This window comes from Fulvivirga sp. M361, assembly GCF_007097395.1.
Classification (GTDB): domain Bacteria; phylum Bacteroidota; class Bacteroidia; order Cytophagales; family Cyclobacteriaceae; genus Fulvivirga.
Map to the genome: position 1 here is coordinate 73,822 of NZ_VKDC01000020.1, position 13,471 is coordinate 87,292.

11 protein-coding genes are annotated in these 13,471 nt (G+C 40.3%); 4 read left to right on the forward strand and 7 right to left on the reverse strand.

Features of this window, described 5'->3' with window-relative positions:
- Nucleotides 1–47: 47 nt before the first annotated feature.
- Together purD and recQ are read right to left on the reverse strand one after the other, a co-directional pair.
- Entirely contained in the window at nt 48–1,337 is a 1,290-nt protein-coding gene (purD, locus tag FNH22_RS20325) for a phosphoribosylamine--glycine ligase (RefSeq protein WP_143400276.1), read from the reverse strand.
- 191 nt (nt 1,338–1,528) lie between these two features.
- A complete protein-coding gene (gene recQ / locus FNH22_RS20330) occupies nt 1,529–3,727 on the reverse strand; it encodes a DNA helicase RecQ (RefSeq protein WP_143400277.1) in 2,199 nt (732 codons plus the stop codon).
- Nucleotides 3,728–3,859: 132 nt separating this feature from the next.
- On the opposite strand from recQ, the gene FNH22_RS20335 reads away from it, so the two are divergent.
- Nucleotides 3,860–4,825, forward strand: coding sequence for an SIS domain-containing protein (locus FNH22_RS20335; RefSeq protein ID WP_143400278.1), 966 nt, complete (start codon nt 3,860–3,862; stop codon nt 4,823–4,825).
- 69 nt (nt 4,826–4,894) lie between these two features.
- On the forward strand, nt 4,895–5,971 hold the full coding sequence (locus FNH22_RS20340; protein WP_255518114.1) for a mannose-1-phosphate guanylyltransferase: 1,077 nt from the start codon (nt 4,895–4,897) through the stop codon (nt 5,969–5,971).
- A 13-nt stretch (nt 5,972–5,984) separates the two neighbouring features.
- Here the strand turns inward: FNH22_RS20340 and rlmB are convergent, their stop codons facing one another.
- Complete coding sequence (gene rlmB, locus FNH22_RS20345) at nt 5,985–6,734, reverse strand: 23S rRNA (guanosine(2251)-2'-O)-methyltransferase RlmB (protein WP_143400279.1); 750 nt, start codon at nt 6,732–6,734, stop codon at nt 5,985–5,987.
- Complete coding sequence (locus FNH22_RS20350; protein ID WP_143400280.1) at nt 6,734–7,927, reverse strand: GWxTD domain-containing protein; 1,194 nt, start codon at nt 7,925–7,927, stop codon at nt 6,734–6,736. The genes rlmB and FNH22_RS20350 overlap by 1 nt, the downstream gene beginning before the upstream one ends.
- A gap of 92 nt (nt 7,928–8,019) precedes the next feature.
- Here FNH22_RS20350 and FNH22_RS20355 point away from each other — a divergent pair, with 92 nt between their 5' ends.
- Nucleotides 8,020–8,799 (forward strand): bifunctional 2-polyprenyl-6-hydroxyphenol methylase/3-demethylubiquinol 3-O-methyltransferase UbiG, encoded by a 780-nt coding sequence (locus FNH22_RS20355; RefSeq protein WP_143400281.1) that lies wholly within the window; start codon nt 8,020–8,022, stop codon nt 8,797–8,799.
- On the opposite strand, the gene FNH22_RS20360 is transcribed toward FNH22_RS20355, so the two are convergent.
- Entirely contained in the window at nt 8,800–9,336 is a 537-nt protein-coding gene (locus FNH22_RS20360; RefSeq protein ID WP_143400282.1) for a hypothetical protein, read from the reverse strand. It lies immediately after the preceding gene.
- Between the two features lie 454 nt (nt 9,337–9,790).
- Between FNH22_RS20360 and FNH22_RS20365 the strand changes: the two genes are divergently transcribed.
- A complete protein-coding gene (locus FNH22_RS20365) occupies nt 9,791–11,497 on the forward strand; it encodes a sodium:alanine symporter family protein (protein WP_143400283.1) in 1,707 nt (568 codons plus the stop codon).
- A 4-nt stretch (nt 11,498–11,501) separates the two neighbouring features.
- On the opposite strand, the gene FNH22_RS20370 is transcribed toward FNH22_RS20365, so the two are convergent.
- The gene (locus tag FNH22_RS20370; protein ID WP_143400284.1) at nt 11,502–12,893 is read right to left on the reverse strand and encodes a carboxypeptidase-like regulatory domain-containing protein; all 1,392 of its coding nucleotides are present in this window, start codon (nt 12,891–12,893) and stop codon (nt 11,502–11,504) included.
- Complete coding sequence (locus FNH22_RS20375; protein ID WP_143400285.1) at nt 12,890–13,465, reverse strand: RNA polymerase sigma factor; 576 nt, start codon at nt 13,463–13,465, stop codon at nt 12,890–12,892. The genes FNH22_RS20370 and FNH22_RS20375 overlap by 4 nt, the downstream gene beginning before the upstream one ends.
- Nucleotides 13,466–13,471: the final 6 nt, after the last annotated feature.

Sequence of the window (13,471 nt, forward strand, 5' to 3'; positions counted from 1 at the left end):
GCATTTAATGTTCCACCACTGAAATAGTAAAGATGGTAATTCATATATTAATCCAGCTGCAACCTTAAAATATCTTTGCCAATGTCTTTTCTATAATACATGTCGTCCCATCGGATGTTTTTTACACCGTGGTACGATACTTCCAATGCCTTTTCCAGGCTGTCTCCCATACCGGTAATGGCCAGCACTCTACCACCATTTGTCAGAACCTCATAGTCCTCTTGTCTGGTTCCGGCATGCACAACAAGTGCATTTGTAACATCAGCTAATCCCTGTATGGATTTATTCTTTTCATAACTGCCAGGATATCCTCCTGAAACTAATACCACGGTAGTTGCGAAATTTGGACTAACTTCCAGCTGATAGTCTTTAAGTTTTCCATCTGCAGCCTTTACCAATAACTCTACGAGGTCATTCTTAATACGCGGGAGCACTACTTGTGTCTCAGGGTCACCCATCCGTACGTTATATTCGATGACAAAAGGAGCGCCATCAACGTTCATTAACCCGATGAAGATAAAACCTTTATAATCTATTTTATCATTTTGGAGGCCTGTGATAGTGGGTTTTACCACTTCACTTTCAACCCGTTCCATAAATACCTTAGTGGCAAATTTAACCGGTGATACAGCCCCCATACCACCCGTATTTGGTCCTGTGTCGTTATCTCCTATACGTTTATAATCCTTGGCTTCCGGTAAGATAACATAGTTCTCACCATCTGTAAGCACAAATACAGAAAGCTCTATACCGTCGAGAAATTCTTCAATGAGTACTTTATTACTGGCTTCCCCGAATTGCTTATCCAGTAACATAGCTTTCAGCGTACGTTGCGCTTCTTCCAGTGTTTTAGCGATCACGACACCCTTACCTGCGGCCAGTCCATCTGCTTTCAATACGATTGGAAGATTACATTCTTGTAAATAGACTAATCCATCTTCTATGCTATCTGCCGTAAATGTTCTGGACTTTGCAGTTGGCACACCATGTTTTTCCATAAATACTTTGGAAAAATCTTTACTACCTTCTAACTGAGCTCCTATTTTATCCGGTCCTACCAAAGCTATTTTAATAAGCGTCTCATCCGCCTCAAAATAGTCGCGGATGCCTTTTACCAATGGGTCTTCCGGGCCAACCACTACTAACTCTACATCATTGTCAATTACGAATTGTCCGATGCCTTCGAAATCATCAACTGCCAAGTCTACATTTTCACCAATTAGTTCTGTGCCTGCATTACCGGGTGCAATGTAAAGCTGATCGCAATGAAAGCTTTGTGCTATTTTCCACGCGAAGGTGTATTCTCTTCCTCCGCTACCTATTATAAGTATATTCATTCCTGATTTTTTGAAGCCTCAAAGCTAATGAATGATCGCCTGCTATGCCATTACGCGTTTAACAAGTTGTCCAAGGGGAACAATATGATTATCCATCATGAAAGTGATCTTTGGAAATTGATATTGTTTTTGGCAGATGATCTTATGATAGGCTTTGCTACTGCTATGACTGTTGTAAGCTGTTGATAAAACTAATTGGCGTATTCTGACATAAACTTAATACGCATTAGCCGAATATCTTCTTCAGAATAATCGGCATTGGCCTCATCTTCCAAGGCTTGGCTTATGCTATCTGTTTCAGCGTTTAAGAAATAGTCATACAGATCATCCTGCTTCTCTCCGTCCAGAACTTCATCAATGTAGTAATCCAGGTTCAATTTCGTGCCTGAATAGATGATATGTTCTATTTCATTCAATAGGCTTTCGAAGCTTATACTTTTTGTTTCCGCTATTTCATCCAGGTCAACTTTTCTATCAATCTGCTGAATGATGAAAATTTTCATTTTAGACTTATTGACAGATGATTTAACTACTACTTCGGAGGCCGGTACAATATCATGTTCATCTACATAATTTGTGATCAATTGAATAAAATCCCGTCCGAATTTCTGTACTTTCCCCTGACCTACACCATTGATCTGTGCCAATTCTTCTGTAGTTGTGGGGTAGGTAGTGGCCATTTCTTCCAGGGATGGGTCCTGAAAAATAACATAAGGGGGGATATCTTTTTGGTGTGCTATTTTCTTTCGAAGACTTTTAAGCATACCGTATAGCTTTTCATCATAAGCTTTTGTACTGGCCGGTATTCTTTCACTGTCCTCTTCTTCTTCACTGGTGGAATCATATTCATGGTCTTTGGCAAGCATAACCGGATATGGGTCTTTTAGAAAATTTCGTCCTTTTTCCGATACTTTTAAAACTCCAATATTATCAATGTCTTTTGACAGAAATTCATGGATCAGCGCTTGTCTTATCGCAGACTTCCAGAGGTCTTCACTCTGGTCCATCCCGGTACCATATACTGCTAATTCGTAGTGACGGTATGAATTGACATATTCGTTTTTAATGCCACGTATTACATGTACCAAATGATTAAGTCCAAAGCGTTCCTTTGTTTGTAGAGCTGATTCAATGACCGTTTTTAGAAGTTCCTGTCCTTCAAATTGTTCTTTTGGATGGAGACAGTTATCGCATCCCTGACAGTTATCCACGGTATATTCTTCTCCGAAATAATGCAGGAGTTGTTTTCTGCGGCATACAGGAGATTCCGCATAATAGGACATTTCCTGTAGTAATACCCTGCTATTCTCACGTTCCTGGACAGGCTTGTCTTTGTTAAACTTTTCTAGTTTGTTGATGTCATTATGACTGTAGAACATCAAACAATTACCTTCTAATCCATCTCTTCCTGCTCTGCCCGTTTCCTGATAATAGCCCTCCAGAGATTTGGGGACATCATAGTGAACTACAAAACGAACATCAGGTTTGTCAATTCCCATTCCGAAAGCGATTGTGGCTACGATGATGTCCATATCTTCATTTAGGAAATCGTCCTGGTTCTTTTCGCGAATAGCCGGGTCCAGTCCGGCGTGATACGGCGCTGCATTGAAACCGTTTACTTTTAACAGCTCCGCGATCTCTTCTACTTTTTTTCGGCTCAAACAGTAAATGACCCCACTTTTGCCTTTGTGCTCGCGCATAAATTGGATCAACTGTTTCTTGGCATGTTTCTTCTGACGTACTTCGTAAAATAAGTTAGTTCTGTTAAAAGATGATTTGAATACATGAGCTTCCTCCATATTCAAGTTCTTCTGAATGTCCGTTTGAACTTTAGGCGTAGCAGTAGCAGTTAACGCTATTATTGGCAGATTGCCTAACTGACCAATGATTTCTTTGATTCTCCGGTATTCGGGTCTGAAATCATGCCCCCATTCAGAGATACAATGAGCCTCATCCACGGCCACAAAGGAGATATTTACCTGCTTTAAAAAATCTACATTTTCTTCCTTTGTGAGTGATTCAGGGGCCACGTAGAGTAGCTTAATTTCTCCAGCCAGGCTTTCCCGTTTCACTTTATTCATTTCTGTCTTCGTCAGTGTAGAATTCAGAAACTGAGCATTGATTCCCAGGGCATTCATCTGGTCTACCTGATTTTTCATGAGTGCTATGAGAGGAGAAATAACGATCGCCAGTCCATCGTTAATCAATGACGGTAATTGATAGCAAAGAGATTTGCCCGCTCCGGTGGGCATGATCACAAAAGTATTTTTGTCATCCAGAATGTTACGAATGATTACCTCCTGGTTACCTCTGAACTGATTATAGCCAAAGACTTGTTTTAGCTTGTTTTTGAGGAGGTCGTTTTCAGTTACCAATAGATTATCGATCATATCAGATATTCATTAATCCAAAAAATTAAAAAAGATGCAGTGTTACATTCGTAACGAAACGGTCGTTTATTGGCGTTCATCACCTTTTAATTATATTTGGCCCGACTCGATTAGAACATTACTTTAGGGACATTGAAGGTAATAAAAAATATTCAAAATATTGCGAAAAAGGTACTCGCAAATGAGGCAGATGCCATTCATAAAGTGGCTGGTTTTATAGATGAAGGTTTTGAGCGTTGTATTAAGGAAATTTTTAACGCTAAAGGCCGGGTGGTCGTCACGGGTATTGGGAAAAGTGCGATAGTAGCGAATAAGATAGTAGCCACTTTAAATAGTACAGGTACGCCGTCTTTATTCATGCATGCAGCAGATGCAATCCATGGAGATCTTGGCATGATCCAGTCTGATGATATTGTGATCTGCATTTCTAAAAGTGGAAATACGCCTGAAATAAAAGTGCTGGTACCACTTTTAAAACGGACTGGTTCCAGGCTTATTGCTCTTGTAAGTAATGTGGATTCTTACCTTGCAAAACAGTCTGACTATGTGATCAATGCTACCATTGAAGAAGAAGCCTGCTCAAATAACCTTGCTCCAACAACCAGCACTACAGTACATCAGGCGTTGGGAGATGCAATCGCGGTTTGTTTACTTGAATTGAGGGATTTTACCAGTGAAGATTTTGCCCGCTTTCATCCGGGAGGTTCATTAGGTAAGCAGCTCTACCTCAAAGTGAGTGATATTTATATTAACAACGAAAACCCCCGGGTCAAAGAATCAGATTCTATCCGCGACGTGATCGTAGAAATATCATCCAAAAGGCTGGGATGTACTGCTGTGATAGATGGAGAAAATAAATTGTTGGGAATTATTACTGACGGGGATCTCAGGCGAGGAATGGAAAAAGGTATACTGGATGGAAAGGCAAAAGACATTATGTCTCCGGGACCAAAAACAGTTTTGGAAGATGATTTTGCTGTACGGGCGCTAAACATTATGCAACAAAATAACATTAGTCAGGTGATTGTAGTTAATACATCTGACCACGTAAAAGGCTTCGTTCATTTGCACGACCTGCTTAGAGAAGGATTGGTATAGGTATCCAATTAAAAAATAAACCTAACAAGCAAAACGCTACAGATTTTAGCACTTCAATCAAAGAATAAAATGACACAACCGGAGAATCACTATGTAGTTATCATGGCTGGGGGCATAGGCAGCAGATTCTGGCCATACAGCAGGCAGGACAGACCCAAACAATTTCTGGATATTTTAAATACGGGCCGCTCACTACTGCAAATGACCTATGATCGGTTTACGGCTAATACCTCATCGGCCAATGTTTACGTAGTGACCAATGATAGGTATGGTCCGGCGGTAAAAGAACAATTACCGGCCCTTACGGATGACCAAATACTGTGTGAACCTTCACGTAAAAATACAGCTCCCTGCATTGCCTATGCGGCCTACAAGATAGCTAAAATTAACTCCGAAGCAGTTATCACGGTAACTCCTTCAGATCACGTTATATTTAATGAGCCGGTTTTTAATGAAGTACTGAATACAGCGGTAATGGCTGCTGATGACCATAAATTATTGACAATTGGCTTAAAACCCAACCGTCCGGAAACCGGATATGGTTATATCCAATACCTGCCGGGAGAAACAGAAGTAAAGAAAGTAAAAACATTTACAGAAAAGCCTGAACGTGAACTAGCTCAGAAGTTTTTGGATAGCGGTGATTTTGTTTGGAATTCTGGCATGTTCATCTGGAGTGCCAAAGCTATCATCGGTGCTTTCGAGAAAATACTACCGGAAATGGCAGAACTTTTTCAGGAAGCAGTTCCGGCATTCAATACACCCGATGAAAAAGGGGCAATCGAAAAAGCCTATTATCAATGTAACAATGTTTCCATTGACTACGGAATAATGGAAAAAGCAAAAGAAGTTTATGTGGTATTAGGTGATTTTGGCTGGTCCGATCTGGGCTCATGGGAGTCACTTCACGAGCTTAGCAATAAAAATGAAGATGGTAATGCAATACAGGGCAATGCACTTCTTTTTGAAACTACAAATTCTATGATCAAGGGCTCTAAGGAGAAACTGATCGTAGCACAAGGGCTGGATGACTATCTGGTGGCTGAATGCGATAATGTAATACTGATTTGTAAAAAAAGTGAGGAGCATAAATTTAGAGAATACGTGGCGGGCGTGAAGGATAAAAAAGGCCCTGAATATCTATAGCAATGGCAGGTGTCTAACGCATAGTTCTTTGGCGAATGGCCTCATAAACAATGATGGCAGCAGACACGGAAACGTTGAGAGAGTCAATATTACCTGTGAGTGGTATCCTTCCTTTTTCATCACATAGGCGAAGGTATTCGCCGGATATGCCGTCCTCTTCCGAACCCAGGATCAGGCATACGGGTTGACGATAATCGACGGAGTAAATATTGGTATCCGTTTTTTCCGTGCAGCCGATGACTTTGATGCCACTATCTTTCAGATATCGAATAGTATTTTTCAGATTGTCCTCCCGGCATACCGGAATGTAATTTAAAGCTCCGGCAGATGTTTTCATGGCATCGCTATTAATTGCAGCTCCACCACGAGCAGGTACTATAATGGCATCTACTCCGGCACATTCCGCAGTTCGGGCAATGGCCCCGAAATTCCTTACATCCGTAATACGATCCAGCAATAGCAACAGGGGTTCTTTACCACGTTGAAAAGCTTCACTGATCACATTGTCCAACGATCCATATTGGATAGAAGAAATAAAGGCAATGGCTCCCTGGTGGTTTTTACGAGTGATCCGATTCAGTTTTTCGATAGGTACTTGCTGAAAAGGAATACGATATTTCCGGGCGGTATCCACTAACTCTTTGATCAATGGATTGGAGAGGTTCTTTTGTATGAAAAGCTTATCTATTTCTTTATCAGACTGGATCGTCTCTATAATGGCACGTATGCCAAACACAAATTCTTTGTTCGAGTGCTTGTTCATTAAAATCTTACTTTTCTCAGTGTATTTACCCCTCTAAACCATGCGTTAGCATATTTCTTTTCGCGAATAAGCACATAATGTTGAGCAGAAAAAACACTATTGACCCGTAAAAATTCAAATTCGAGCATAGGCCCTTCCTGGCTATCATCATACCTCCATATTTCTTTATCACCTATTCGGGTTATCTGATCAGGAAGGCCGAACACGATATAAATAAGTCCTTTGTCAGTTTTCCAGCCCTCTTTATAGGTGGTAAAAAACTGGTTGGCTTCTTCTACCCGGTCATAATATACTTTGATGATCTTTTTTGCCCGCGTCTGGGATTTGGTCATATCCATCCAGAATTTGTCGAAATCTTTTTTTTCAACGTTACCACTGGCGAGTTTGATCCATTCCTCTTTTGTTGTAATGTAAATCAGAGGCGCTATCAATTGGTCCAGTTTAGCTGCTTTAGGAAAATATTTGTCTACCGATAATATAGTCAACCCACTTACGTCACTGGTATCTTTTTGCAAGAGATTTAGCCCGGGTTTGCGAAGTGCAAATCTATTTGAGGGAACAATTGAAAACATAGAATCAATTTTTAACTCTTTTCCAGGGGCTGGATTACGTGTCACCATAGGAGGTAAGGCAGGCTTAAAATCATGAGCATAATATAAGGCTGTACCTGGGCGTTGTGAAATACAAAATTCGTCAGGTTGCAGCCAGCTTTTTACAATGGGTACTTTTGACTGATCGGCTAATCGGATAGGTGAGATCTCACTTGATATAATATCATAGTAATACCGGATCTGACTTAAGCTGCTTACTATTTCCAACACTAATATTTTTGAAGGTTCTACAGCGGCGAACGAAAAACTCCAAAAGTGGCTGTTCCCTCTGCTACCAATGAATGAACTGTTAACAGGCACCTGATTCACCAACTTTTCCTTATAGCTGCTCGCCTGATACACAGAAAAATGATAATTGGTTACAGAGGCCTTGGCATCATTGAGGACTAACTGGCAGATCAGCTCCAGACTATCCGTATTTGCCTTATTAGAAATACGATAATTGACGAACAGCTCACCTTTAGGGTCATATTGGTAGACAAAATTGACTGAGCTCAGGTCACTTTGAGCACTAACCTTACTCAGGCTCACATTCAAAAAAAACAGTGAGAGGAGTGTTATAATGTGGAAATGCTTTTTCACTGTAAAGAGATTAAGGTTTTCGGTTTTTAAATTAAAAAGAACCTGACAGGATATTTAATTTACATTAATCTATTTTTGCCAAAAATTGTGCCATGAGTGTTTACACTACTGAAATAGCTTCTGACAAAATAGCTTCTGATAATCCAATCCATCAACGCTTACTAAAAGCATACTATCTGGCAGATGAATATCTGCACGGAGACCTGCTGGAAATAGGGTGCGGAGAGGGAAGAGGCCTGGAGTTATTCAAAGACAAGGTAAGTTCATTTACGGCAGTAGATAAGATTCACACGGTAATCGACACTCTCAAAAGCAAATATCCTGCCTACCATTTCATTCAGGATAATATCCCTCCCTTTGCGAAATTGGAGAGTGACAAGTACGATGTCATTGTAAGCTTTCAGGTAATCGAGCACATCAAAGCAGACAGATATTATCTGGAAGAAATGAAAAGGGTATTGAAGCCCGGCGGTGTCGCTTTAATTACTACGCCCAATATTAAGATGACACTTACCAGGAATCCGTGGCACATCCGTGAATATACAGCCGACCAGTTACAGCAACTTGCCGGGTCAATCTTCGATGAAACTGAAGTCAAGGGTATTGCTGGTAATGAAAACGTAATGACGTATTATGAGATGAATAAAAGATCAGTACAAAAGATCACACGTTTTGACATTCTTAACTTACAATATCGATTACCCGCACCCTTGTTACGAATACCTTATGACTTGCTAAACAGGTTAAATCGTAACAAATTAAAGTCAAGTAATGACGCGTTAGTAAACGAGATCGTACACGAGGATTTTTTCTTAACGGATAAAGTGGATGAGGCGCTGGATCTTTTTTGTATTATGAAAAAAAGCAGTTGATCAATCGTTAACTATGCCGGCTTTCAATGTTTTACTTTCCTTATCAATAATCGTTTGCCTCATGAAAGAAAGAATATAATCGGAAATATCTTTTTCAATATTCAGATCTTTTACAATAGCCACATTTTTGATCAATATATCCCAGTCTTTCTCAGTGCTTTTTTTGTATCCAATATACTGAGGGATATTTGTTTCTATATAAAATCTCAGGAAACGAATTTCCAGGTTATTCGTATCCATTCTGACCGCTTCTGCCATTAATTTTTGCAGGTTATTTAAAGCATTTATCTTGGTGACCGGGTTCCAGGAATATTTAGCTATTAAAGCTTTTGCAGCTCCCTGATATGCCAGCATAAGAGGTGTACGTAACTTGGTGTCAACAATTTTGTCGTAAAAAGCCATGCTCTTCTCGAGGTCAAACTCTGAGTAAAACAATTCTTTTCTCAGTTTATCAATTATATCTGAATGTTGCGCTTTAAGAACTGATGGGCCAATAAAAATTAAAGCAATTAAGGTGATGATTTTTCTCGTATACATTTACTTAATGGGAATAGGATTATGAACGCTTTCTGCACCAAAAAGTTGATTGGAATACATGGATTTTACCTGTAGCCGGTTAATTATTAGTTCAGTATGGTGAATTTGTTTAAAAGTCAGGTTCAGTTCATGAGAAATGAACCTGTGTTTATTATCAATTCTGAAGACCAGAGTGCCTGAAATCTTTGTTTTCTGACTTTTAGGCTCAGTTCTAACAATGAAGTTTGAGACGATGTAATTGCCAACAGTCAGCTGTATGACAAAGTATCATCTAAATTTGAAGAAAGGACTTTATTATATCTGGCTTTTGTATCGGCCAATCATATTGAAGGGTATGAGTCCGGTTCATTTGACTGTTAATTATTGGACAGTTCCACTTATCAATTGCCTTTTTTGCTGACTGGATTAATTTACTAGATTTGTCCTTTCGTGCTAAAATCAACTAACCTAACTTATGGAGCAAGTAAATGATGTTTTATCCCTGATCGATGGAATGATTGGCGGGGCTTGGTGGTTTCCGTATGTACTATTGGGAACCGGACTATTTTTTACTTTCTATCTTGGTTTCCCTCAAATACGCTATTTCGGACATGCGTTAAAAGTAGTTAAAGGTAAGTTTGATAAAAAAGATGATGAAGGCGATGCTTCTCACTTTCAGGCATTGGCCACAGCGCTTTCGGGTACGGTGGGTACAGGAAATATCGGTGGTGTTGCTCTTGCTCTGCATGTCGGAGGGCCTGCAGCACTGTTTTGGATGTTAATGACGGCGTTTTTTGGTATGACTACCAAATTTGTGGAGGTGACGCTGTCCCATAAATACCGTGAAAAGGACGAGTCTGGGTTAATAGCCGGTGGCCCCATGTACTATATGAAGAACGCTCAGTTCAACATATTCGGCAAAAAAATGCATTTAGGATGGTTAGGTGCCATTTTCGCTTTTGCCACCATTATGTCTTCTTTCGGCACTGGTAATATGCCACAGGTCAATAATATTGCAGCGTCTGTACAATCCACTTTTGGCGTTAAACCTATGGTTACAGGTGCTGTACTGGCTGTTATTCTGGCTCTGGTTATCTTGGGAGGTATCAAGAGAATTGTCAAAGTCACTGAGAAATTAGTACCGGGCATGGCCATACTTTATTTTTTAGGAGCATTGGCTGTGATCTTCACCCATTATGAGAATATTATTCCATCTTTTATATCCATATTCTCAAGTGTATTTACCGGGAGTGCTGCTATCGGAGGTTTCATGGGGGCCAACTTTGCATTTGCATTTAACCGGGGGGTAGCACGTGGTCTTTTTTCCAATGAAGCAGGTCAGGGTTCAGCACCAATAGCGCATGCCGCTGCTAAAGCGCATGAACCGGTGTCAGAAGGAATGGTGGCTATATTAGAACCATTTATTGACACAATAATTATATGTACACTGACTGGATTAGTATTACTATCATCAGGAGCCTGGAATCAAAAATTTGATAACGAGTTCCAATATTCTGACCTGACTATTTTAGGAGAGGTCTATAGCGATACAGATGCCACCGATCAGAAAAAGCTTTATCAGCATCTTGTGGGAGCTGAGACTGATCCGGTAAGTCTTTTTACCGGAGAACTTGATGTTCAGGATGGCTCAATAAAGACCGTAGTGACTGTACTTCACGCCCGTTCAATAGCCGAAAATGTAAAGATTCTGCTGGATGGGGAACCGTTTTCAGGCCAGCTTACTATTAAAGATGGACAGGTTGATTCAAAAGATCGTAATGTCACATTTACCGGTAAATCATTGGTACATAGCTCCACATTGACCACTGAAGCTTTTAGAATGAGCTTTTTGGGAGACAATGGTAAATATATTGTGACCATTGGACTATTACTTTTTGCTTTTTCAACCGCCATTTCATGGTCCTATTACGGAGACCGTGCTACCACTTATTTGTTTGGTACCAAATACATTGTTGTTTACCGAATGTTTTATGTGGCAGGGTTTTTCCTGGCTTCATTTGCTGATACCACAGTCATTTGGATACTGGCTAACATTACTATTGCGATTATGACATTACCTAATTTGCTCGGTATTATTCTCTTGCATAAAGAAGTGCGTTCTACAGTACAGAAGTATTGGGTGGATTTTAAAAATGACTGGCCTGACGAAAAAACACCTTAGGCGATCATTTAAACCTTACTTTGACTTGTGTTTTGGAAAGTACCGGCCTGTCGTTTTCGGTGGCAGGTGTCCAGTTGGGTCCCTCTTTTATGAGTCGTATGGCTTCCAGGTCATATTCGGTTTTAAGTCCTTTTTTGATGGTGAAATTGGATAAGTCCCCGTTAGGACGTACGTCAAATTCTACGATCACTCTGCCTTTCAGTGAGTCAGCGGGAATGCGTATATTATTTTCCAGGTATCTTTTATAGTCAGACCTACCGTGAACAGGTTTTGCTCCGATACGTACAGGAGGAGGGGTAGTGCTGCCATTGTTGCTTCCAACCACGACTACTTCGGATAGACTTGCATTATCTACATATAAAGATGCATCCAATGTTTCATTGTCATTTACTTCTTTTTCTATGGAGGAATAGCCGATATAGTTAAAAGATAAGACCGCTTCTTCCAGGGCAGGGATGGTAATGGTATAATTCCCTTCAATATCAGTGACAGTTCCTTTGTTAGTACCTTTTAAGATCACATTGACCCCTGGTATACCTGCTCCATCACTTTCCGATACTACTTGTCCACGTATCACTCTGCCGGAAGATGTCTTGTTTTTTTCTTTCTTGTACAACGCTTGCTTTCTAGCTGAAGATGTCCTGGCAGGCGCTGCTTGTTTCAACTCATTTGAGGTCTCACTAGAAAGGTTTGAAGGTTCCGCTGTTGTTTCCATTATTTCATCGGCTTCAGCTTGTGTGTCTGCAATTTCTGAATCATCGGCTTTTGAAATCTCCAACCCGGCTACTTCTTCTGATATTCTGTTTAATGCCAGCTTATCAACTTTTTTGACATCCGCCACCATTATCTCTTCCTCCTCTACCGCTTCGATTTTTGGACCATCAGGTAAGGAGGCCGTCTGTTCAGGGGGTGATAACGGATTTTGGGTCTCTTCTTCAGTGGCTATTGTCTCATTTAGGGCGATTAAGGAGTCATCTCTCAGGCTTTTACTCACCATCTCAGGCAACTCCTTACTCTCTTCCTCAGCCGGAATTTTGTTTTCAACCCTATCCGTATCTTTTTGTACGAGCTGTTCATTGTCAGATTGAAAATCCCAGGTAAATACAATTACTGCGCTTATGGCAAGGATAGCGATGGAAGCGGCAATTTTGAACCAGGCTGGAAAAATTTTCTTTTCAGAATGAATACGTTCTTCCAATCTACTGTTGAGGTCAGCCAGATCATTTTTTAAGTTTATCCCTGATCCTTCAAAACCTTCCATGGCTTCTGATTCAAAATCTGAATCAAGCATGAGTTTTTCCATACGGTGCATCTCTTTATCAGATAGCTCACCGTTCAGGTATTTACTCATTTGCTCCGCAGAAAGCGGGTCCATATGGTTTTCGTTATCACTCATTTACTCTTTTCCATGCAGATCTTCAGGTTGCGTTTGCCATTTTGCACATGGCTTTTTACTTTTTTTAATTCAAAGGAAGTGTTTTCCACAATCTCTTTATACGACTTTTTTTGAAGATAAAACAATTCAACACAGGTCTTCTGTTCATTTTGAAGCTGTTCTATACATAACTCCAGCTTGCTCAGGTCATCTTCTAACACAGATGTCTCATCTTCATGATGCAGCATCATACCATTTTCCATATCCACACGATCAATATCCTTCGTTTGTGTATGAATTTTGTTTTGTTTACTACGCAGTTGCATCAGGCAAAAGTTCTTGCTCACCACATAAAGCCAGCTTTTGAAGTTACTTACCTCATGTGTTTTAAGGCTTTCTGCCACCTTTTCAAACAATTGCATTACTGCGTCCTGACTATCTTCCTTATGCTTAAGGTATTTGAGACAAAGCCCATAGACAAGGTGCATATACTTTTTATACAGCATCCCGGCTATGACCATATCACCTGTACTTTTGTACCGGTCGATTAGCGCCAGCTCTTCGTTAATTTCTTCCTGTGACCGGGGCTTCATGTTTCG

Bases quoted from the DNA above. Each gene is read 5' to 3' on its own strand.
- purD (WP_143400276.1), bottom strand. From the start codon at position 1,337: ATGAATATACTTATAATAGGTAGCGGAGGAAGAGAATACACCTTCGCG.
- FNH22_RS20365 (WP_143400283.1), top strand. From the start codon at position 9,791: ATGGAGCAAGTAAATGATGTTTTATCCCTGATCGATGGAATGATTGGC.
- FNH22_RS20375 (WP_143400285.1), bottom strand. From the start codon at position 13,465: ATGAAGCCCCGGTCACAGGAAGAAATTAACGAAGAGCTGGCGCTAATC.
- FNH22_RS20340 (WP_255518114.1), top strand. From the start codon at position 4,895: ATGACACAACCGGAGAATCACTATGTAGTTATCATGGCTGGGGGCATA.
- FNH22_RS20355 (WP_143400281.1), top strand. From the start codon at position 8,020: ATGAGTGTTTACACTACTGAAATAGCTTCTGACAAAATAGCTTCTGAT.
- FNH22_RS20360 (WP_143400282.1), bottom strand. From the start codon at position 9,336: ATGTATACGAGAAAAATCATCACCTTAATTGCTTTAATTTTTATTGGC.
- FNH22_RS20370 (WP_143400284.1), bottom strand. From the start codon at position 12,893: ATGAGTGATAACGAAAACCATATGGACCCGCTTTCTGCGGAGCAAATG.
- recQ (WP_143400277.1), bottom strand. From the start codon at position 3,727: ATGATCGATAATCTATTGGTAACTGAAAACGACCTCCTCAAAAACAAG.
- rlmB (WP_143400279.1), bottom strand. From the start codon at position 6,734: ATGAACAAGCACTCGAACAAAGAATTTGTGTTTGGCATACGTGCCATT.